The organism is Ventosimonas gracilis (assembly GCF_001580025.1).
Taxonomy (GTDB): Bacteria; Pseudomonadota; Gammaproteobacteria; order Pseudomonadales; family Pseudomonadaceae; genus Ventosimonas; species Ventosimonas gracilis.
Window position 1 is genome coordinate 1 of sequence record NZ_LSZO01000184.1, and the last position, 21,130, is coordinate 21,130.

At 55.9% G+C, this 21,130-nt stretch carries 20 protein-coding genes; 5 read left to right on the plus strand and 15 right to left on the minus strand.

Annotated elements, in window-relative coordinates; genetic code table 11:
• The coding region (locus AXE65_RS10180) for an RNA-guided endonuclease InsQ/TnpB family protein (protein WP_068391763.1) at positions 1–1,101 on the minus strand (1,101 nt) is incomplete at its 3' end.
• Between the two features lie 22 nt (positions 1,102–1,123).
• Here AXE65_RS10180 and AXE65_RS14325 point away from each other — a divergent pair.
• The gene (locus tag AXE65_RS14325) at positions 1,124–1,258 is read left to right on the plus strand and encodes a hypothetical protein (RefSeq protein ID WP_275574871.1); all 135 of its coding nucleotides are present in this window, start codon (positions 1,124–1,126) and stop codon (positions 1,256–1,258) included.
• A 133-nt stretch (positions 1,259–1,391) separates the two neighbouring features.
• Here AXE65_RS14325 and pyk read toward each other — a convergent pair whose 3' ends face one another.
• A complete protein-coding gene (pyk, locus tag AXE65_RS10185) occupies positions 1,392–2,843 on the minus strand; it encodes a pyruvate kinase (protein ID WP_068391766.1) in 1,452 nt (483 codons plus the stop codon).
• Positions 2,844–3,031: 188 nt separating this feature from the next.
• Between pyk and AXE65_RS10190 the strand changes: the two genes are divergently transcribed.
• The 4 genes from AXE65_RS10190 to AXE65_RS10205 all read left to right on the plus strand — a co-directional run bounded on the left by AXE65_RS10190 (position 3,032) and on the right by AXE65_RS10205 (position 8,361).
• Positions 3,032–4,402, plus strand: a complete 1,371-nt coding sequence (locus tag AXE65_RS10190) for an imelysin family protein (RefSeq protein WP_068391912.1) — start codon at positions 3,032–3,034, stop codon at positions 4,400–4,402.
• A 96-nt stretch (positions 4,403–4,498) separates the two neighbouring features.
• Positions 4,499–5,893, plus strand: coding sequence for a di-heme oxidoreductase family protein (locus AXE65_RS10195; protein ID WP_068391768.1), 1,395 nt, complete (start codon positions 4,499–4,501; stop codon positions 5,891–5,893).
• A 275-nt stretch (positions 5,894–6,168) separates the two neighbouring features.
• On the plus strand, positions 6,169–7,266 hold the full coding sequence (locus AXE65_RS10200; protein ID WP_068391915.1) for an imelysin family protein: 1,098 nt from the start codon (positions 6,169–6,171) through the stop codon (positions 7,264–7,266).
• Positions 7,267–8,361, plus strand: coding sequence for a DUF1513 domain-containing protein (locus AXE65_RS10205; RefSeq protein ID WP_068391771.1), 1,095 nt, complete (start codon positions 7,267–7,269; stop codon positions 8,359–8,361). It begins immediately after the preceding gene.
• Positions 8,362–8,399: 38 nt separating this feature from the next.
• Here AXE65_RS10205 and AXE65_RS10210 read toward each other — a convergent pair whose 3' ends face one another.
• The 13 genes from AXE65_RS10210 to AXE65_RS10270 form a co-directional block, all read right to left on the minus strand.
• The gene (locus AXE65_RS10210) at positions 8,400–8,840 is read right to left on the minus strand and encodes an excinuclease (RefSeq protein ID WP_068391918.1); all 441 of its coding nucleotides are present in this window, start codon (positions 8,838–8,840) and stop codon (positions 8,400–8,402) included.
• Between the two features lie 94 nt (positions 8,841–8,934).
• On the minus strand, positions 8,935–10,170 hold the full coding sequence (locus tag AXE65_RS10215) for a beta-ketoacyl-ACP synthase (RefSeq protein WP_068391774.1): 1,236 nt from the start codon (positions 10,168–10,170) through the stop codon (positions 8,935–8,937).
• Entirely contained in the window at positions 10,170–10,898 is a 729-nt protein-coding gene (gene fabG, locus AXE65_RS10220; protein ID WP_068391778.1) for a 3-oxoacyl-ACP reductase FabG, read from the minus strand. Before fabG ends, AXE65_RS10215 begins: the two co-directional genes overlap by 1 nt.
• Positions 10,895–11,347, minus strand: a complete 453-nt coding sequence (locus AXE65_RS10225; protein ID WP_153015451.1) for a hotdog family protein — start codon at positions 11,345–11,347, stop codon at positions 10,895–10,897. The genes fabG and AXE65_RS10225 overlap by 4 nt, the downstream gene beginning before the upstream one ends.
• 3 nt (positions 11,348–11,350) lie before the next feature.
• Positions 11,351–12,553, minus strand: a complete 1,203-nt coding sequence (locus AXE65_RS10230; RefSeq protein ID WP_068391784.1) for a beta-ketoacyl-ACP synthase — start codon at positions 12,551–12,553, stop codon at positions 11,351–11,353.
• 47 nt (positions 12,554–12,600) lie between these two features.
• Positions 12,601–13,146 carry a hypothetical protein gene (locus tag AXE65_RS10235; RefSeq protein WP_068391788.1) on the minus strand — a complete coding sequence of 182 codons (546 nt, stop codon included), beginning with the start codon at positions 13,144–13,146 and terminating at the stop codon, positions 12,601–12,603.
• A 7-nt stretch (positions 13,147–13,153) separates the two neighbouring features.
• On the minus strand, positions 13,154–14,389 hold the full coding sequence (locus AXE65_RS10240) for an NAD(P)/FAD-dependent oxidoreductase (protein WP_068391796.1): 1,236 nt from the start codon (positions 14,387–14,389) through the stop codon (positions 13,154–13,156).
• A complete protein-coding gene (locus AXE65_RS10245; protein WP_068391798.1) occupies positions 14,379–16,697 on the minus strand; it encodes an MMPL family transporter in 2,319 nt (772 codons plus the stop codon). The genes AXE65_RS10240 and AXE65_RS10245 overlap by 11 nt, the downstream gene beginning before the upstream one ends.
• Positions 16,690–17,313, minus strand: coding sequence for an outer membrane lipoprotein carrier protein LolA (locus AXE65_RS10250; RefSeq protein WP_068391801.1), 624 nt, complete (start codon positions 17,311–17,313; stop codon positions 16,690–16,692). Before AXE65_RS10250 ends, AXE65_RS10245 begins: the two co-directional genes overlap by 8 nt.
• Positions 17,310–17,753 (minus strand): acyl-CoA thioesterase, encoded by a 444-nt coding sequence (locus AXE65_RS10255; protein WP_068391804.1) that lies wholly within the window; start codon positions 17,751–17,753, stop codon positions 17,310–17,312. Before AXE65_RS10255 ends, AXE65_RS10250 begins: the two co-directional genes overlap by 4 nt.
• Positions 17,725–18,681: a lysophospholipid acyltransferase family protein gene (locus AXE65_RS10260; RefSeq protein ID WP_068391807.1), complete on the minus strand. Its 957-nt coding sequence runs from the start codon at positions 18,679–18,681 to the stop codon at positions 17,725–17,727. The genes AXE65_RS10255 and AXE65_RS10260 overlap by 29 nt, the downstream gene beginning before the upstream one ends.
• Positions 18,678–19,421, minus strand: a complete 744-nt coding sequence (locus tag AXE65_RS10265; protein ID WP_068391810.1) for a glycosyltransferase family 2 protein — start codon at positions 19,419–19,421, stop codon at positions 18,678–18,680. The genes AXE65_RS10260 and AXE65_RS10265 overlap by 4 nt, the downstream gene beginning before the upstream one ends.
• Positions 19,418–21,127, minus strand: coding sequence for an ApeI family dehydratase (locus AXE65_RS10270; protein WP_068391813.1), 1,710 nt, complete (start codon positions 21,125–21,127; stop codon positions 19,418–19,420). Before AXE65_RS10270 ends, AXE65_RS10265 begins: the two co-directional genes overlap by 4 nt.
• Between the last annotated feature and the right edge of the window lie 3 nt (positions 21,128–21,130).

Consider the following 21,130-nt stretch of genomic DNA (forward strand, 5'->3'; position numbering starts at 1 on the left):
GCCGACCATGTCGGCATTGTTTTCATAACCACATGAAACGCATGCAAAGTCGGCTTGCGTCTGGCGGTTGTCTTTCGAGGTATGTCCGCATGCAGGACACGTCCGGCTGGTGTTTTGCGGTGGCACCGTTATCAGTATGCCGCCGTTCCAATCCAGCTTGTATTGCAACTGTCGCCGAAACTCGAACCAGCCTTGGTCGAGTATGGCTTTGTTCAGCTCTGATTTGGCTTTGACCCTGCGCCCCGGCGCTTCGCTTGTGCCTGCCGCCGATTTCGACATATTGCGTACCTGCAAATCCTCAATACACACCATCGCGTGGTTTTGGCTGATCGTGGTTGTGGCTTTGTGCAGGTAGTCGTGGCGGGCGTTGCCGATGCGGGCGTGCAGGCGCTGAACTTTGCGTTTGGCTTTCCTCCAATTACTGCTAAATTTCTCCTTTCGGCTCAATGACTGCTGCGCGCGCCGAAGCGCCGTTTCATGCCGATTGAAACTGTTGAGCGGCGCAAGGTAACTGCCATCCGAGAACGTGGCAAAACGGGCAACGCCCATGTCGATGCCGATAGCACTTGTGGCTTCGGGCAAGGGCTGATCCACTTCCCGCTCGGTCTGTATCGACACAAACCACTTGCCTGCTCGCAGCGATACCGTGGCGTTGCGCACTTGACCCTGAATATTTCTGCTGTTGCGGTACCGTAGCCAACCCAGTTTTGGTAGAAATATTCGGCTATTCGCTTCATCGAGCTTGATTTGCTGCGGCTGCGGATAGCGGAAGCTGTCGCGCACGCCCTTTCTTTTGAAGCGGGGAAATTCCGCCCGTTTGGCAAAGAAATTGGCATACGCCCGTTCCAGGTCTTTGAGCGATTGCTGCAAAGTCTGCGCAGGCGAGAACTTCAACCAAGCAAGCTCGCGCTTCCACGCAGGTAGCAGATTTGCCAGCATCGTATAGCTGAACCGCGTTTGCTTATCGGTCTCGTAGCGCTCCTTTTGCAACGCCAGCGCTTTGTTATAGACAAACCGGCACGAACCGGCAAAGCGGCTCATATCGCGCTTTTGCTGCCCATCCGGTATCAGTTCGTATTTGTAGGCTTGCAGACGTTGCATGCCTGACAGTATAGGTCGATCTATGAAAAACAACACTGATGAGCTGCGCAGCAAGGACGGTTACGCCGTCCGCGCTATCCATCCTCGCCCTGAAGAGGGTGTCGCAAAAGGGACAGAAATCCATTTTATTTCTGAATTTAAATTTTTAACCGAATGATTTTATTGATATAAATAAAACGAATCCGTAGCAGAAATCCGGTAGCGGAGCCTTTTGCGACATCCTCTAAAGAGCGAGATCTTGCGCGCAACCCTGATAAAGAGGCTTATTCGCTCGTCTTTAGCCCTATGTTTCAAACCAGCGCATCCCCCACGCGTAATATTTTGAGCGTGTTGGTGCCGCCGGTTTTGTGGTAGTTGTCGCCTTTGCTCAAGATGACCCAATCGCCGATTTCGACCAAACCGCGTTTAAGCAACTCATCGACTGCGGCTTGGCTTAGCCGGTTTTCTGGCTGCGCTTCGGGGTCGAACGGGATGCAGTACACGCCGCGAAACAGTGCCACGCGGGTTTGTGTTTCGGCATGTGGGGTAAAGGCAAAAATCGGCACCGCCGAGCGGATGCGCGACATCACCTGCGGGCTGTAGCCGCTTTCGGTCAGGCTGATAATGGCTTTGATGCCGGGAAAATGGTTGGCGGTATACATGGCCGCGAGTGCAATACTTTCGTCGCAGCGGGAAAATACTTGTCCCAATCGATGGCCAGAATTTTGACTGGTGGGGTGTTTTTCCGCGCCCAGACAAATCCGCGCCATCGCTTGCACGGCTTCTACCGGATACTGCCCGGCGGCACTTTCTGCCGAAAGCATCACCGCATCGGTGTAATCGAGCACGGCATTGGCGACATCGGAGACTTCCGCGCGCGTTGGCAAAGGGCTGGCAATCATCGATTCCATCATTTGCGTGGCGGTAATGACCGCTTTGTTGTGACGGCGCGCGTGCAGGATGATTTTTTTCTGAATGCCGACCAGTTCGGCATCGCCAATCTCTACACCCAAATCACCGCGTGCGACCATCACCGCGTCGCTGGCGTCAATCAGTGCATTCAGGCTCTGGTCATCGGCGACGGCTTCGGCGCGTTCGATTTTGGCAATCAGCAGCGCAGCACTGCCCGCCTGGTCACGCAGCCTTCGCGCCTGGTGCATATCGTCCGCCCCGCGCGGGAAGGAAACGGCCAGATAATCCAGTTTTAACGCTGCCGCCAGTGCAATATCGGCTTTATCTTTATCGGTCAGCGCCGGGGCACTTAAACCGCCACCGCGCCGGTTGATACCTTTGTTATTGCTTAAGATGCCGCCGGTGATCACTTCACAATCGAGCGCCTGTGCCTGCACGGCGAGCACGCGCAGCACCAAGCGCCCATCATCCAGTAACAGCTCATCGCCTGACGCGCAGTCTTTGACTAAATCGGCGTAGTCCACGCCGACGATTTGCGCCGTACCCGCCTCTTTGGGATGGTGGGTGGACAGGCAAAAACGAGCGCCCGCGTTAAGCTCCACCTTGCCCTCGATAAAACGGGCGATACGGATTTTCGGCCCCTGCAAATCACCCAGCAGCGCCACATGACGACCTTGCCTGGCAGCAAGCGCTCGCACCAGGCGGGCGCGTTCTGCGTGCTGCTCTTTCGTGCCGTGGGAGAAATTAAGCCGCGCCACGTCCATTCCGGCAGCAATCAAGGCCTCAAGCACTTCGGGGCGGTCACTGGCAGGCCCTAAGGTGGCCACTATCTTGGTACGGCGCAACAGCATGCAGAACATCCATCTAAGGGAAAGCTGGGCATTATAGGCGGGTAGAATGATCGAAGTGTGAGGGGAGTAGTCATAGGCACTGCCAAGGCATAGAATGCTGCACCACCTTCTATACAGCGCGAATGTTTCGCATTAATATAGCGCGTACGTTTCTTGATTCCTTTCGCTTGACCCTACAGGACAACACCATGATTCGCATGCCTTTGGCCTCTGTCAGCCTGCTGGCTATTGCCATCTCCCTCGCCGCTTGTGGCGACGACAAAACCGCTCCGGCCAACCCAAGCACGCCGCCCGCTGCGACAGCGCCAACGTCAGCACCTGCCGCGCCGGAAACTAACGTTGCTGCTGCCGTGGAGCAAACCGAGCAAAGCGATGAAGCCGCGGCTCGCGCCGTTATCAGCAACTACGCCGATATTGCCCTGGCCACCTTTGGCGACGCACTGGAAACGGCGAAAAAACTGCAAGCGGCCATTAACGCTTTCCTCGAAAACCCCGGTGCCGAGACCCAACAAGCCGCCAAAGACGCTTGGATTGCCGCGCGAGTGCCCTATATGCAAGCGGAAGTGTTCCGCTTCGGCAATACCTTTGTCGATGACTGGGAAGCACAGGTCAATTCTTGGCCGCTGGACGAAGGCTTGATTGACTACGTTGCCGAAGGCACGGCGGTTGAGCAGGGTAATCCGGCGGGCTTTGCCAATATCATCGCCAATCCGAAAATTCAGGTCGGCGAAGATGAAATCGACCTCACCGACATCACCGGCGAAGCGCTGGCGGAACTGAACGAACTGGCCGGTTCCGAAGCCAACGTTGCGACCGGCTATCACGCCATTGAGTTTTTGCTGTGGGGACAGGATTTACACGAGTTCGGCGCAGGTGCAGGTGAGCGTCCGTGGACCGATTACCTGGTTGGCGAAGGCGCAACCGGCGGGCACAACGAGCGCCGCCGCACTTATCTGCGCGAAGTGACCGATTTATTGGTTAAAGACCTGGAGTGGATGGTCAGCCAATGGCAAACGGATGTCGCCGATAACTACCGCGCCACGCTGGAAGCTGAACCGGCTGAAGACGGCCTGCGCAAAATCCTCTTTGGCATGGGCAGCCTGTCTTTGGGGGAACTTGCGGGCGAGCGCATGAAAGTGTCTCTCGAAGCCCATTCGACCGAAGACGAGCACGACTGCTTTAGCGACAACACGCACAATTCGCACTTCTACAACGGCCTTGGCATTCGCAATGTCTATCTGGGCGAGTACAAGCGTGTGGACGGGCGCACCATCAGCGGTGCGAGCCTGTCTTCCTTGGTTGGCAAAGCCGATGCAGCCGCCGATAAAGCACTTAAAGACGCGCTGGATGCCACTCAGCAAAAACTGCAAGTGCTGGTGGATAGTGCGAACAATGGCGAGCACTTCGACCAGTTGATTGCGCCCGAAAACGAAGCCGGACAGGCAAAAGTGCGTGACGCCATCAGCGCACTGGTCGAGCAAACCCGGGCGATTGAAAAAGCCGCTTCAGCCATCGGCGTAAGCGACTTGGAACCGGATGCCGCTGACCACGAGTTCTGAGTTTTTATACAAAGCTCGCACAGAACTTGCATGATAAAAACGGATGCGGCGCTTGTCGTGTCCGTTTTTTTGTTTACCCCCCCTTGATTGGCCGCCATGTTTCCCCGCCGTTTTTTCTTTCTGCTGATAACGCTGCTAAGTGCTGCGAGCACAGCTTATGCGAATGAAGCGCTGCCCGCTGGCAAGGGCAGCACCGGCCAACAAAGCCGCACCGCCTTTTTACAGCCGTCGGCCAATCTGTCCTTGGAAGGACGGCTGGATTTTGCCGCCGGGCGCAGTTTTTTTCGCAGCCCTTGGGTGCGTGCACCGACCACCACTACCGCGCGAGACGGCTTGGGGCCGCTGTTTAATGGCATGAACTGCCAAGGCTGTCATATCCGCAATGGCCGCGGCCAGCCGCCTGCCATCAATAGCACAAAAAGCGCCTTTTCCATGCTGCTGCGCCTGTCCATCCCGCCGCAAAACGAGGCGCAGCAGGCATTGCTTAAAACCATCGGCATCGTGCCGGAGCCGGTCTACGGCGGGCAATTGCAGGATATGGCAAACCCCGGGGTTACGCCGGAAGGCCGTATCCGGGTGGATTGGCAAACCCACCAAGTGCAATTTGCCGATGGTTTTAGCGTCGAACTGCAAAAGCCGGTGGTGAACATTGAGCGCTTGGGCTACGGCGAACTGCGACCCGATACGCAATTTTCCCTGCGCGTTGCGCCGCCGATGATTGGCCTTGGCCTGCTTGAAGCCATTCCCGAACAGGCGATTTTGGCGGCGGCCGAAGCGCAGCAGCAAAGTCCTGGCGACGTAAAAGGTACGCCCAATTGGGTTTGGGATATTGCCCAAGGTAAAACCGTGCTGGGGCGCTTTGGCTGGAAGGCCGGGCAGCCCAATCTCAATCAGCAAAACGCCAACGCCTTTGTTAATGATTTGGGGCTGACCAGTGCGCTCTTCCCCAAAGACCCATGCACGGCAAGCCAAAGTGCTTGCCTGCATTCGGTTAATGGCGGCGAGCCGGAGGTGTCCGCCAATATTTTGCGACTGGTACTGCACCATACCCGCCATATCGCCGTACCCAAGCGGCAAAATATTGACGACCCAGAAGTGCTGCGCGGCAAAGCACTGTTTCAACAGGCCGGTTGCGCGCAGTGTCACAGGCCTAGCTGGCGCACCGCCGCCAATGCCGCAGACCCCGCTTTGGCTAACCAGCTTATCTGGCCGTACAGCGACCTGCTGCTGCACGATATGGGAGAAGGGTTAGCCGATGGCCGCGGCGAATTTGCCGCCAGTGGCAGGCAGTGGCGCACCCCGCCGCTCTGGGGCATTGGCCTTACGCAGACTGTTAATCCCAAGGCGCAGTTTCTGCACGATGCGCGCGCCCGCACGCTACTGGAAGCCATCCTCTGGCACGCTGGCGAGGCCGCAGATGCCAAGGCACAGGTGCTTGATTTTAATGAAGAGCAGCGCAGCGCCTTACTGGCCTTTTTAAATTCACTCTGAGGATTTTTTTCATGTTTACCCGATTGTTAGGGTCTGCTCCCGCTTCAAACGTGGCGAAGGCGGAGCCAGATTTTGCGCGCAGCAAGGCGCGAGAAGAGAAATTTGCTCATGCAAATGAACGACGAGTAACACAGCGGCGCGCAAAATCTGGCCCGTCCCTTCGGGCTGCGCTCAAAATTTCGCCATACGTTGTTGCAGCATTTGCCAAGGTTGTACACATTGGCTGCATGCTGCGCCTGGTCTGGCGAAATTTTGGGCAGCAGCGCGGCTCGCGTTTGAAACGGGAACAGACCCTGGCTATCGGCCTGTTAAGTCTGCTGCTAAGCGCTTGTGATGACCCAGCATCACAACAAATAGGTGTTATCAGCACATCCGACGCGCAGCAGGAGCAAGTTACCCGTGATTTAGCCCAAGACGTGATACGCGCCCTGCACCTGCGCTGGCAGGAGCAAACCGGGGTCATGACAAAGAGCGTTGAAGACTTTTGCGCGGGTTTATCTTCCCTCAAAGACGCACGCTTTGGCTTTAGCCAAGCCGCCGATGCCTGGAGCTTTTTGCAGCCGGTACTGATCGGACCGCTCGCCGAACATAACCTGGCTTGGCGCGTGCAGTTTTGGCCGGATAAAAAAAATCTGGTTGGGCGGCAAGTTGAGCAACTGCTGAAAAAAAATCCCGCGCCGGATGTCGCCACACTGGAAAAATCCAGCGTCGTGATACAGGGGCTTTCCGCTGCCGAATATATTTTGTTTGACCCGTCCATTGATCTTGCAGAGCGCGCGACTCAATCGCGCTACTGCCCGCTGCTGCAAAGCATTGCGCAAAACCAGCAGAACTTGGCGGGCAGCGTACTCGCGCAGCTTGATGCCAAAGACGGTCTCCTTACGGCCTTTGCCGCATTCCCCAATGAACGCTATGCAGACCCGATGGAAGCCATCAGCGAGCTGATGCGCGTCAACGTGACTGCGCTCGACAGTCTTAAGAAAAAACTGGGCACGCCCTTGGGGCGCTTAAACAAAGGCAACCTGCAACCCATGCAGGCCGAGTTTTGGCGCAGCGATTTGGGGCTTGCTTCCATCAGCGCGACCCTTTCGGCCAGCCTTGCCCTGTGGCAAGGCAACACGCATCTTGGACTGCGCGATTTGCTTAAAGGCAGCGAGCATGAAGCGCTTATCCCGCGCATTGACGCAGCCTTTGCCGATGTCAAGCAGGATCTGGGCGCTGGCGGACTCGGCAATGCGCTAAAAGATGAAGCGGGACGTGCGCAACTGAATAAGCTCTACGACAGCCTTAACCGCCTGCACCGCCTGCACCAGCAGGAATTGGTGACGGCGCTTGGCATCCAGCTTGGCTTTAACGCAAGCGACGGCGATTAAATGCGCCGCCGCTCGTTTTTAACCCTCGCCGCGCTGCTGGCGGCGGGCGGTAGTGTGGGCGGCTTTTGGCTCGCCCGTGGCACCAAGCAACCGCTGCTGCTGTCCGCCCGTGATGACCACAATGGCAAGCATTACGCCGTCGGCTATCAGTTAGACGGCGCGGCGCAGTTTGTCACCCCAATCAGCCAGCGCGCGCACGATATGGCCTGCCATCCCACTTTGCCGCTTGCTTTGTGGACGGCAAGACGCCCAGGCACAGAAAGTCATCTGATTGACCTGCAAAGCGGCCGCTTGCTGCAACAGATTAAAACCCCAAAAAACCGCCACTTCTACGGCCACGCACTGTTTGACAGCAGCGGGCAGTGGCTGTACAGCACAGAAAACGACACGACCGACCCCGGCCGCGGCGTGCTGGGCGTTTGGCGCTTTAACGCAAGCCAACTGATCCGCGAAGGCGAACTGTCTACCCACGGCATTGGCCCGCATCAACTGGGCTGGTTAAACGATGGGCAAACGCTGGTGATTGCCAACGGCGGCATTCGTACCGAAGCGGAAAGCCGCATCGAGATGAACCTTGATGCCATGAAGCCGTCTTTAGTGCTGATGCATAAAAACGGCTCGTTGCTGTCCAAGGAAACCCTGGCGCAGCCGATGAACAGCATTCGCCATCTCGCCATAGCGGATGACGACAGCATTGCCGTCGTCCAGCAATATATGGGCGAGGCGTTTGAACCTGCCGATTTAATCGCCATCAAACGCCCAGGGCAGGCGCTGGCCGCCTTTCCTATCGATGAAACGCAGCGTTTGGGGCTTAACCAATACTGCGCCAGCGTCGCCATACACAGCGCAAAACGCCTGCTGGCCGTCACCGCCCCGCGTGGCAACCGCTTTTTGGTCTGGCATTTGGACAGCGCCGAATTACTGCTCGATACCCATTTGGCCGACTGCGCAGGCGTAGCCGCCGTCGCGGATGGCTTTGTCGTCACCTCCGGGCAAAGCCGTTGCCGTTATTACGACTTTAATCAAGCACCGGTTAAATCCGCGGTACTGCCATTACCCGCCGGATTATGGGACAACCATTTGCGCATGATTTAAAACGATTAAGCCGTTATTGAATAACCGCAGTGCCCGTTTTATTTCACTTTGCTTAAATCGCCTTTAAGCGCCACGCCGGCGATAACGTTACCGGCGTGGCATTCGTAATTGGCGCTATCTTTGTACTCGTTTCTTTTATAGAAACTAACAATATTGGTTACCGCATTGGCACCTGCATTTTTGGCGGCTGTATGCAGGGCAATAATGGCCGACTGCGCCACATATTGGCAGGCTACGGCATCGGATTTGCCAAAGGCGTTGGTTTTTTTATTGGTGACGGAATCGCGTTGCAAGATTTGCCCTTTCGGCCCGCTGCCGGCCAAATAAAAGCGCACGCTGCCATCGATTTTACCGGCGGCTTTAGCCGCAGCAACGGCTTCTTCCAGTGGTAAATAAACGGTTCGGTCTGCCGCTAAAGCCGGTGAAGACAATAACGCGGCGATAAGTCCTGATCCTATTGCGTGTTTCAGTGCTTTCATCATGAACCTCTTCCTTTGATGGATATAAAAGAACACGGCAGTTTAATAACCGCCGTAAGGTTTACCCTCGCCCGCATGCGGGCGAGAGGAATATTTAATCTTCCCAGCGTTTAAATATCAGTGAGGTATTGATACCGCCAAAAGCAAAGTTATTGTTCATCACATAATGGTTCTGCATTGATCTTGGCTCAAATAAATAATCTAACTCGGCACAGCGCGGGTCTACTTGGTTTAAGTTCAGCGTGGGGGCGTACCAATTGCTCTTCATCATCTCGATACTGAACCAGGATTCGAGTACACCGCAAGCGCCCAAGGTATGTCCCAGATAGCTTTTTTGCGAGCTAATCGGTATACGGCTGCCAAACAGTGCGTGTGTCGCCTGGGTTTCGGCAATATCGCCCTGTTCGGTCGCGGTGCCGTGGCCGTTGATATAGCCGATGTCTTCAGCCGCAAGCTTCGCGTCTTCTAATGCGAGTTGCATGGCGCGGGTCATGGTGGCGGGTTGCGGGCGGGTGATATGTGCGCCGTCGGAGTTACTGCCAAAGCCTACGATTTCGGCATGGATGCGTGCGCCGCGTGCTTTGGCGTGCTCTAAGGATTCCAGTACAAAAATGCCAGCACCTTCGCCGATCACCAGGCCGTCACGGTCTTTGTCATACGGGCGCGGGGTAAGATGCGGCGTGTCGTTGCGCAGGCTGGTGGCGTACAGCGCATCAAACACCATGGCTTCGCTGGCGCAGAGTTCTTCCGCACCGCCCGCCAGCATTAAGTCTTGGTGACCGTAGCGGATGGCTTCATAGGCGTAGCCAATGCCTTGACTGCCGGAGGTGCAGGCGCTGGAGGTCGGGATGATGCGTCCTTTAAGTTCAAAAAAGATGCCGATATTGGCCGCCGTGGTGTGCGGCATCATACGTACATAGGAGTTAGCGTTTAACCCTTCGGCTACGCCCTGCAACTGCATTTTGGCAAAGGTGCACACGTCTTTGGTGCTACCGGTAGAAGAGCCGCAAGCCACACCCATGCGGCCATCGGTGATCAGCGGATTGCCCAGCAAATCACTGTCTATCAGCGCCCGTTCCGCCGTGCGCACAGCCATTTGCGAAACGCGCCCCATGCTGCGCAGTTGTTTGCGCGTCCAATGTTCTGGCGCGGCAAAATCCACAACCGGCGCGGCGAGACGGGTATTTAAATCGGCAAAACGTGCCCACTGCGGCATTTTGCGCACGCCGCTTTTGCCGCCTGCAAAGGCGCTTTGCACGCTGTTCCAATCCGCGCCCAAGGCGCTAATGCCCGCCATGCCGGTAATCACTACGCGCTTTACTGCTCGCATCAGCACAGCCCTCCATTGACGGCTATCACTTGACGGGTGATATAGGCCGCTTCCTTCGATAATAAAAATGCCACGGTGGCGGCGACCTCTTGCACGGTCCCCATGCGCTGAGCCGGAATGGCTTTGAGGATTTCGGCAACCGGTACTTGTTCGTCCAGCATGTCGGTTTCAATCAGCCCGGGGGCGACGCAGTTGACGGTAATCTGCCGCTTGGCGAGTTCCACCGCCAAGGCTTTGGCTGCGCCAATAATACCCGCTTTGGCGGCGCTGTAATTCACCTGCCCACGATTGCCCATCAGGCCAGAAACCGAAGACAAGCAAACAATGCGCCCGGCGGCCCGGCGGCGAATCATCGGCATGATCAGAGGATGCAGCAGGTTGTAGAAACCGTCCAGATTGGTGCGCAGCACGCTGTCCCAATCGTGATCCGTCAAGGCGGGGAAAGCGCCGTCGCGGCTAATGCCCGCATTGAGCACCACGCCGTAATACGCGCCCTGTTGTTCAATATCGGCCGTTAACCTTGCGGCGCACTCGGCACGGTCTGCCACATCAAATTTCAGGATGCGGGCGTTTTGCCCCAAGGCGCGGATTTGCTCCTGCACCGCCAGGGCCTGCTCGATTTGTGTGCGGCAGTGCAGCACCAGATCGTATCCACGCTGCGCGAGGGTAAGCGCAATGGCGCGACCAATGCCACGACTGGAACCGGTCACTAAAACCGTACTGCTCAAGATAAACGCTCCTGAATAAAGGCCTGCGCATTCGGTGGCTGATAGATATTAAGCCGCGCCTCGGCTAAAAGGCGGCCATCTATTGCCAAAGTACATTCAAAAACCGCCATACCGCTGTTATCAATCAAACTGCGTCTCGCACTCACCGTTAATTGCGCATCTAGCGGCAGATGATCGGTATGGCAATGATAACGGCGCGTACCCAGCAAAAAGCCTAAGTCTACCGGCTTTCCTGCCCGTTTTGCCCGGCATCCTGCCCAAGCGCCAACGGCTTGTGCCATCAGCTCCAGTCCCAGCCAAGCGGGCCATGCGCCGTCATCCAAGGAATAGGGCCCAAGTTTTACTCTGACGCTTGCGATTAACTGGTCTTCATTAAAGTGGCAGACCTGATCCAGCAAAATCATCGCGCCCGCATGCGGCAGCAGGCTAGCCAGTGGCCAATCTTCAATCATCTAAGCGCTACCTGCAAAAATCAGGCTGACATTATTGCCGCCAAAGGCAAAGGAATTACTCATGGCGATACGCGCTTTGCCTGCTTTGAAGCGACTCTCGCCATCGGTCAAATGCAAAGCGGGCAGGCTTGGGTCGGCTTGCCCGTCCCAAACATGCGGTATTAAACGCCCTTCTCGATTAACTTCCGCCGACAACGTCGCCCAAAGCAAAGCCACTTCCAGCGCAGCGGCTGTACCTAAGCAGTGGCCGGTGAGCGCTTTGGTCGATGTGCAAGCCACCCCTTGCGGGAAAATCGCCTGCATGGCGCGGCTTTCCATCGCATCATTATGCCGCGTGCCGGTGCCGTGCAGATTGACCCAACCCACTTCTTCGGCGCTGATTTGTGCACTGCCCAACGCTGCTCGCATGGCCGCTTGTGCGCCCGCACCGTTCGGTTCAGGGGTGGACATATGGTAAGCGTCCGAACTGCCCGCGCCACCTAAAAAAGCCACGGCAGGCAAGGCGGGCCGCTCACGCGTCATCACAAACAATACCGCCGCTTCGCCGATATTGATTCCACTGCGATTTTTCGAAAACGGGCGGCACAGCGCCTCATCGACGGCTTCCAGCGCAGTAAAGCCATTGATGGTTAAGCGGCACAGATTATCCGCGCCGCCACAGAGCACCGCATCGCAAAGATCAAGCTTTAGTAATCGCTGTGCAGACAGCAACGCACGAGCGCTGGAGGTGCAGGCGGTGGACAGCGTATAGGCGGCGTTTTGCGTACCCAGATAGCGGCTTAAAAACGCAGCCGGAGCGGACAGTTCTTGCCTGCGATAATCGTAATCGGCAGGAAAGGCGCCCTGCTGCGCCAAGGTCTTAAAAGCAGGCAGATTGTCATTAACCGCCGAAGTGCTGGTACCTAAAACGATAGCCACGCGGCTTGCGCCATAGCGGTTAATGACTTGCGTGACCTGGCTTTCTATCTGCAAAAAAGCGGCCAGCAGCAACTGATTATTGCGACTGTGATAATAAGCGGGCAGATGTTCGCTAATAAGCGGCAATTCGCCGTTAAAGCGGCCCAAGGTTAAACAGCGGTCAGACAACCAGCCGCTTTGCAAACGCATGCCGCTGCTATCACCGGCAAAAGCACGCGCGGCGACTTGCGGTAAACCTTCACCCAAAGCGCAAACGATAGCGGGACAGCTTAACCAAGTATGAATAATAACCTCCTGCCTGCCTTTAGGCTGACTGCCTGATATAACGCATGCTACTTAATATCTGGATTTGTGAGCGGGCGCACTTGCCAAATAATTCCACTTTTGTGGTCTTTAATAGAAAATAAATTGGGCTGACTTAACCCGTTTTGCCAAATAACCGTCCAGCGCAAACGCGAATTTTCTTTGAGCACCCATTTATCCATAAAAACATTCACATCATACTGCGGAGAAGGATAAGCCAAGATTAAATCGCGCGGATGCGTCCAGGCAAATAATAGTGCCGCAAATAATTCACGCACCTTTTGATTGGGTGGCATAAAGCCATCATTACGCCACTTTCCATTTGCAAGAATTTGCCTGGCATCGGGAGCGCCTAATAGATTAAAACGCAACCAGCGTAAACTACCCGCTTGTTGTTGCACAACCACTTGCCATACCACAGGCTCTATGGTTTTTGGATTGATTTCCGTTACCAAGACTTGCCTCGGTGCTTGCCAAATAAACACCTCTTTCGGCACTGGCGGCGAATGCGATGCACAGCCTGCCAGGGCGAGCAGTAATACAGCATAAACGCTGCTTCTTAAATACAGCATCATTGATTGACTAACCCGCACGGCACAGTTCAGAGAGCATGCGCAGTCGCCTTTTGGGTTCAGCCACAAAAGGATTATTGGTATCCCAAGCGTACCCTGCCAGAATGGAACATACCATGCTGCGAATTTGTGGATTAGCCTTGGCCCTGTCATAAAACACAACCTGTTGAAACTCGCCGCTGTACCAACCTTCAACATAAGCACGAAATGTATCTATACCCAGTTGCAAAGGCTCGGCAAAGTCTTTTTGCCAATCCACTGTTTCACCCTTTAATTGCCGGTGCAATGCATCGGCTGCGAGTTTGGACGAACGTAGCGCAATGGTTACGCCGGAGGAAAATACCGGATCCAAAAATTCCGCCGCATTACCGAGCAGTGCATAACCGTTACCGTGCAGGCTGGTGACATTGGCCGAATAACCGCCCATGCTATTGACCGGCGTATCCCAAACGGCGTTTTTTAAGATACGTTTTAAATTGGGCGCTTCGCTGATCAGTCTTTGTAATGTTTGTATCTTTGTTTCGCCGTCCTCATCGAATAATTTCGGTTCACCAACGACGCCGACCGAACAACGGCCATTGGAAAATGGAATGGTCCAATACCAAATGGCGTGTTTTTCGGGATGGACGCTAATCAAGATTTTTTCACGGTCAAACTGCGCGTCGTCAATACGGTCTTCAATATGAGTAAAAATAGCTTTGCGCGGTGGTAAGTTCGACGGGCGTTCCAAATCCAGTAAACGTGCCAAGACGCGGCCATAACCACTGGCATCGAGCACAAAACGACTGCGCACTTGATAACTGCTGTTATCGTCCAGGTTACGCACGGTTAATAGCGGCCTATCGGTTGAAAAGTCGGCAGCGGTGACTTCTTGGCGGTAGCGGATTTGTGCGCCCTGGCGCTCGGCTTCATCGGCCAAGACTTTATCGAAGTGCGCCCGTTGTACTTGAAAAGTCGTTCCAGGACCTGGACTGAATTTATCCCTAAAATCAAACCAGCCATAACGTTCACCGCAACCAAAAGCCGCGCCGTTTTTAATTTGGAAACCGGCGGCTTTTACCGCCTCCAACATGCCCGCTTCTTCGATAAACTCCAAACAATGCGCGAGCAGACTTTCACCGATGGAAAAACGCGGGAACTGCTGGCGTTCCAATATCAAAACGTCATGGCCTTTAGCGACCAATAATGCAGCGGCGACCGCGCCGGACGGGCCTGCCCCAATAATGACAACTTCTTTATCTTGCATATTTTAAATTTCCTTTATGGCAAACCCAAAGCGACAATAACAACGAAAACCCTACCCCCAAGGCAACCGTCAAACCAAAACCGGCTAAAACCGGTGTTTGTGAAAGGCTAAGCAAACCAAAGGATAAAAGAGTCGTTGCTGCGCTTAATAATACCGAGACAAAACTAACCGCCGCGCCACCTGCGCCTTGGTACATAAAAATGGCGTAGTCTACGCCAAGTGCGGAAACCAGCAGCAGGCCAAACAGGGAAAACAAGGTTAAAGGTTGTCCCAACCAACCCAGCACGGCAAGGCTAAGCACGGCGCCGAGCAGCGGCACGGCGAGAATGCGCCAGACTGCGGCGCGCCCTAAGCCCCACCAGAGCAGCAAGGCGGCGGCCAGATAAGAGAGCAGTTTTAACTCCCCGGCTTTAACCCTTGTTGCGCTAAAGAGTTGATTAAGCTCGCCGCTTTGGTCAATCAGGCTAACGCCTGGGATAGCTTCAGCAACGGCGTTTAATGCGGCAACATCAGACAGATTAAACAGTGTAACCAGCGCCGCACTTTGCCCTTGGTATTGCCCCAGCCACAGGCTGCGCCAGCGTTCGGAAGCGGTGCCCTGTAAGGCGCTGTCGATGGAGACCGGTGGCAATTGCTGCACCGAGGCAAGCTCTGCCTGTAAGGCTGCAAGCGGGATACCCAGATCCAGTAACGGCTGCAAAAGCTGCGGATTTTCTGCCCAACCCGCCAGTTCATTTTGCAGCGAGCGCTGCAAAGCAACGGGCGCGAGCAGTTGACTCAGTGCGTTGTACGCGCCCAATTCGCCGCGCTGCACCAATTGATCCAACTCGCCGGCAAGCTGCGCCTGTCGTTGCAGCAAGCTGTCCTCATCCGGCGCTTGCACTAAAAAAAATTGGCTGGTGGGCATCAGACCGGTTTGCTCGCCGATAATTTGTGCCTGTTGTAATAAATCCTTAGGCAGCGTAAGCCACTGGCGTAAATCATCGTGCAGCGACAGGCGCTGTAATCCGCCCAGCGTACCCAACAGCAAGGGTAGCGCCAGCATCAGTAATACGCGAGGTTTAATCTGCCGCAGCTTGAGAAGCGTTTGCGCCAGATGCAGCAAAGGCGGCCACGGACGCGGCGCAAAGCGCTCAAACCAAGCGGGCAGTTGCAGCGCCGTACAGGCAAACGCGCCGAAAAGGCCGCCCGCCGCAAAAACCGCCGTCTGTGACAGCGCAATAAACGGGGTAAACAGTAGCGCCAGATACCCTATCAGGCTGGCCATCAGGCTCATGGTCAGTGCAGGCAATACCAGGCGCAGCGCAGGCCTCGCCTGCCAAGAACCGGCATAGCTTTTACTCAGCCAGTGCAGCGGAAAATCCACCGCAACGCCTATCAAACTCGTACCAATCACCAAGGTGAGGATATGAATGGAGCCAAATACCGCCACGCACAGTACAAAGCCGCAAACCAAGCCGACCAGCACCGGCAGCAGTGCCAGCAAGGCGCGCAGGCGGCGCAAGGCGCGCAGCAACAGCAGCACAATCCCGGCCATGGAAAGACTGCCAATCAGGCTGATTTCCGCTATGGCTTGCTCTTTGCCCGCCTCGGCGTATAAAGGTCCGCCGGCGACTGAAAGTTGTGCGCCCAGCTGCGCCAAAACGGCGCGGTCTTGCTGGATTTGCTCGACCAGGCTCTGCGATGAAGGGCTAACGGCAAAGGCATCGCTTTGCGTTTGCGCGCGCAGCAAGATGGCGGTTTTTCCCGCTTGCTCAATTTGTAACGTACCGCTGGCCGGATCGTAACTTAATGCACTGCCGGGCGGCGTTTGCAGCGTACTTTGCGCATGCCGTGAAAGCCCTAACCAATCTTGCGAGATGGGCACCAGAGCGCTTAAGGAAAACGGAGCTGCCAGTTCGGCGGCGCGCTGCTTAAGATAGCTTTCAGGCTGACGCTGCAACTGCTCGAAGATGGCCTGCGGCAATAGACTTAAGCGTTGACTTCGCAACTGCTCGCGCAAACTCGCAAGGTCAATAGCAAGCTCCAGTTCGACCTGACTAAACAGCCCGCTGGCGCGCCAGCGCTGCGCCAGTAACTGCGCCGTCGCTAGTGCTTGTGTGCTATCGGCTTCAATCAGCGCCAACATCTGCCGCGCTAACGGTTGCTGCGTGCGCTGCTGCGCAAGCTTTCGCAGCGGCGCATCCTGCTGCTGCGGCAGCAGCGCCATCAAGTCGAACGAAATAGGCAAGCCATCTCGACATTGCCACGCACCCAGTGCCAGCAATAAAACCAGTGCGAGCGGGAACAAATACGGCCGCTTATTCAAAAAGCCTCGCTTCTTCAGCGGTTAGACGGGTATCGGCTTTGCTATTTTGCAGTCTGATGACGGTGCGCTCGCCGCTGGTTTCAAACAGTTCAACCTTGGATAACAGCGCCCCACCGTTGATTTGGATACGGGTAAAAATCTGCTTGAGCAGGGCCGTTTTTGGCGTGAGCGTCAATTGCCAATCCTCACTGTTACCGTTTAAAGCCAGCTGAAACTGTTTGTGCAGTTCATCCGTATCGCCTTGCAGCACATCCAAAAATAAGCGGGTTTGCCGACTGTCTTGCCCGGCCTGCAATTGCCACTTTCCGTCTTGGGTTTCAAGCGCCAAGCCGTCCTTCGTGATACGAAGGCGCTGCTTGATCGGCACGGTTAAATCCCACAATATGCCGTGCTTATTCGAGAAGCAAAATTGCCCCAGCCCCACCAGTGGTATCGGCAGACCGGCGATGTATTTTTCCTGCGAAAAGTCGCCGCGTACTACCGGCGTTTGTTGCAGTTTTTGTTGTAAATCCGATAAATCAAAGGCTAGCGCAGGCCAGCTAGACACTAGCAGCAAGCAGAGCAAAACCAGCCCTCTGCCAAAGCCCTCAGGGCTTTTCGTAAACGATAAAATCATTGACTGGCCTCCAGTGCCTGTAATTTACGTTGCACTGCCTCCAATAAAGCGGGCGGGGATTGCCATTGCATTTCGCCGCTGCTCAGGCAAACGGCGAGTTGTTCGGTGCTGGCGCGGGTTAACCGTGCACCGCTGGCTTTATCCATAATCAGGTAATTGATTTTCAAGCGGTTTTGCCATTCGACCAGTTCAGCGCGAACGCAAATGGCCTGGCCGAAACGCGCCGGAGCCGCGTAGCGCAAGCGCACGTCCGTAACCGGCCAGACATAACCGGAATCGCGCATGGCATCGTAGTTGTAACCCAACTGGTTAAGCAGTTCACAGCGGGCTTGTTCCAAGTATTTAACGTAGTTGCCGTGCCACACCACCTGTATGGAATCGACATCATAAAACGGCACCAGAATATCGATTTCAGCGCTGATTTTTCCGCGTTGACGCACCGTTATTGTCCTCGTTCTTATCCAGCCAAAATGGGTAAAAGTTAAACCATTGCAACGGGCTTTGCTGGCAGTAATAAGCCAGCCGGTCGGCATAATGCTGCGCCTGTGCGGCTATCTGCCGCGCCCGCTCACCGCGTGGGACGGCTTGGCCGTCTGCCAAGCGCTCCAAAATCACCGAAAAACCCTTGTCCGCATTGGGCAGGCACAGCAGCAGGTTGAGCGGGCAGCGCAGCAAAGCCGCGAGCAGCCAAGGCCCTTGCGGAAGCAGCGCTTCGCTGCCCAAAAACTGTACCGTGGTCGTGCGTTCGCCATGAATGGGGATGCGATCTCCGGCAATCGCCAGCCACTGCCCGCGCTCCAGGCGCTGCGCCAAATCGAGCATCAGTGCGGCATTAAGTTCGCTGACTTCGATCAGATGGGCGCGCGCGCCGGCGGCGGCCAGCACTTGGTTAAAGCGCTGCGCGCCTTTGCTATGCATCAGGATGTTGATTTGCACATTCGGAATTTGGCCGACCAATGCCCTGGTAATTTCTGCATTGCCCAGATGCGCGGTGACGAAAATCTGCCCGCGCCCCTGCCCTAGCTGTGGATGCACGCCGTGCGGGTCGATCAGGGTTAAATCGGCACGGCTGATTTTGCCACGCCAAACATCGAGCTTATCCAGCAACGAATCGGTAAACGCCAAATACTGCCGATAGACCGCAGCAAAGCGCGGCAGCTTCACCTTGCCTTGGCTAAAGGCGAGCAGTTTTTGTTGATAGCTTGCAATCGCCAAACGGGCGCGGCGGCGGGATAAGTAAAAATAGCCGACCACCAGCCAAACCACTGGAACCATCAGCGGCCGCCCCAACAGGTTTACGGCAGCAAAGCCAAGGCGCATCAGCAGCAGGCTGCCGCGTTCGGATTGCCGTGCCCAATGGCGGCTCATGCGTTGTTCCAACGCTTTCGGAGCAGGCGTGGGGCGCGCACCAACATGCCGAAGAACAGCCGCGTGTGCATCAGGCTGATCAGGGCGTTGTCGCGCCACAGGCGAAAATGTGAAACGCCGTCTTGCGGATAATTCACCTTGACCTTCAGCCAGCGCATCGGCACGCCACGCCAAGACAGGCGAATGAGTATTTCCGGGTCAAACGCCATGCGCTCGCTTAAAGAGGCTTGCTCAAGCACCGCTTTGCTGCTTGCCAGCGGATAAACGCGAAAACCGCACATGGCATCGGGGATTTGCAGCGACAGGCTGTTAATCCACACCCAAAGGCGCATGATCCAGCGCCCGTACAGACGGCTTTTCGGTGCGTCCTGCCCATAAACCGGCAGACCGCCAATCAAGGCGGCTGGCTGCTCTTTTGAAGCGGCCAAAAATTTGGGGATAACCGACAAATCATGCTGCCCGTCGGCATCGATTTGCAGCGCGTGGCTGTAGCCTTTGGCAAAAGCGCTAAGCAACCCCAAACGCACCGCCGCGCCTTTACCGCGATTACGCGAAAGGCGCAAACGCGATACGCCCGGTTGCCGCGATAGCTGCTCAATCAGCCAAGCCGTGGGCAAGCTTGAGCCGTCATCGACCAGCAGGCAGTCCAGCCCCAAGCGGCGTACTGCTCCGAGCACGGCGGGTAGCGTCTGTCCGTGGTTGTAGACCGGTATTAGCGCAATCGGGCGGTAATCGCTCATGCGGGCAAAATCCGTGCGGACGAACAAGGTTTGTCGTCTCGCGTGAATGAAAAGTGCAGTTTATTTTTCTCGCGGTCAAAGTAAAGGCGCAGCAATAGCTCATCGGCCGGATGGATAAGCTGCTGGAATTTAAGCACTTCCATCCCGCCAAAACGAAAGTTCGGGCAAACCTTGGGCAGTAAATCGCGAGTGGCCAAATCCATAGCCCAGCCGATTTGCACGACCCCGGGTACGACCGGCGCAGTCGGGAAATGACCGCTGAAATAAATCAGGTCACAGGGGATTTTTAAGCGGTAGAGCCGCTCGTAGCCGGTGCTTTCCTGTATTTCCACCTCTGGCAGACGCGGGCGTTGCTGCACGGCCTCCAAGAACCGCGCTTTCGTTAATTTGCCTTGGCTATTGAGCGGCAATTGCTCAAAAAAACGCCAAATACGCGGCACCGCCAGCGGCTCAAATTGCGCCGCGAGAAACTGGCGCAAAGCTTCGCTCAACGCCATCCGCCCCTGTCTGCGCAATACACCGATGCCCTCTGCCGAGAGCGCCAGCAGCGCGGCGAGGCGCTGGCTGCCGTTGTCACGCGGAACCAGCCCAACATGCGCCTGTGTCACCCATTGATGCCCTGCCAGCGCTTGTTCGAGCATCGGCAGGGCAATGCGCTTGCCTTCGATTTTGACAATGCGGTCGAGCCGTCCTTGCAGTTCAAAACCCTCTGCGGTTAAACGCACGGCATCGGCGGTTTGCCCTTCGCCTTCTTTAACCCAAGGCGAGCAAACGTGCAGTGCGCCCTGTTCGTTTAAGCCAAGCTCCACGCCCGCAAATGGCTGCCAGTGGTCCGCGCCTTGGCGAAAGGCAATCACGCCGGTTTCTGAACTGCCGTAAATCTCTATCGGGCGCAGCTTGAGCTGCGCCTTAAACTCATCAGAAACGCTAAGGGAAAGGGCACCGCCTGCGGAATAAAGCCCCAATAAACGCCCGCGCAGTGCGTGCCAATCCAGCCGCTGACCCAAGCGCGAAAGCAGCGCCGGGCTTGCAATCCAGATACAACGCGAATAATCCAAACTCGCATGCTGTAAGGCTTCTGGATAGGGGCGTTGCGGGCGGTCAAACGGCACGCCTGCCGCCAGCGGCCAAAGCACGCGAAACGCCAAGCCGTACATATGCACGGCGGAAACACTGCCCAGCACACAGTCCACCGTCTCTTTTGAAAGCGGCCACTGTTGTTGCAAGGCGTTAACCTCAAGCTGCAATTGCCGCCAGCTTTTACGGACTTGTTTAGGCGTGCCGCTGGAGCCGGAGGTGCAGATGATGATCTCGCCTTGCTCATCCAGCACAGCCGCAGGCAATGCCGCAATGCCCGCGCCGTGCCAATCCGGCGTAATCCGCCACTGCCGATGTTCGGCCACCTGCAAAAGCGGTACGTCGCTTAACCAAAGTTGCACCTCTGGCTCAAGCAGGGCGCAGCCGTGCGCTTTAATATCGGCGGCCAATATCGCGCGGATACCCGCCCGCCAGCAGGCAAACAGTGCCGTTGCCAAACAGACCGCATCTTCAAACCAAAGCGCCACGCAGCGGATGTTTTGTGTTTGCAAGGCGCCAGCCAATTGCAGCGACTGTTCGGCAAATTGCTGTTGATTTAACGGCGGATTATCGGCAATCCGCCGCTCGGCACCTGCCGACAGCAACAACTGGTTAAGCGGTACAAACACGGC

Bases quoted from the DNA above. Each gene is read 5' to 3' on its own strand.
- AXE65_RS14325 (WP_275574871.1), top strand. From the start codon at position 1,124: ATGAAAAACAACACTGATGAGCTGCGCAGCAAGGACGGTTACGCCGTC.
- pyk (WP_068391766.1), bottom strand. From the start codon at position 2,843: ATGCTGTTGCGCCGTACCAAGATAGTGGCCACCTTAGGGCCTGCCAGT.
- AXE65_RS10190 (WP_068391912.1), top strand. From the start codon at position 3,032: ATGATTCGCATGCCTTTGGCCTCTGTCAGCCTGCTGGCTATTGCCATC.
- AXE65_RS10195 (WP_068391768.1), top strand. From the start codon at position 4,499: ATGTTTCCCCGCCGTTTTTTCTTTCTGCTGATAACGCTGCTAAGTGCT.
- AXE65_RS10205 (WP_068391771.1), top strand. From the start codon at position 7,267: ATGCGCCGCCGCTCGTTTTTAACCCTCGCCGCGCTGCTGGCGGCGGGC.
- AXE65_RS10210 (WP_068391918.1), bottom strand. From the start codon at position 8,840: ATGAAAGCACTGAAACACGCAATAGGATCAGGACTTATCGCCGCGTTA.
- AXE65_RS10215 (WP_068391774.1), bottom strand. From the start codon at position 10,170: ATGCGAGCAGTAAAGCGCGTAGTGATTACCGGCATGGCGGGCATTAGC.
- AXE65_RS10235 (WP_068391788.1), bottom strand. From the start codon at position 13,146: ATGATGCTGTATTTAAGAAGCAGCGTTTATGCTGTATTACTGCTCGCC.
- AXE65_RS10240 (WP_068391796.1), bottom strand. From the start codon at position 14,389: ATGCAAGATAAAGAAGTTGTCATTATTGGGGCAGGCCCGTCCGGCGCG.
- AXE65_RS10250 (WP_068391801.1), bottom strand. From the start codon at position 17,313: ATGATTTTATCGTTTACGAAAAGCCCTGAGGGCTTTGGCAGAGGGCTG.
- AXE65_RS10260 (WP_068391807.1), bottom strand. From the start codon at position 18,681: ATGAGCCGCCATTGGGCACGGCAATCCGAACGCGGCAGCCTGCTGCTG.
- AXE65_RS10265 (WP_068391810.1), bottom strand. From the start codon at position 19,421: ATGAGCGATTACCGCCCGATTGCGCTAATACCGGTCTACAACCACGGA.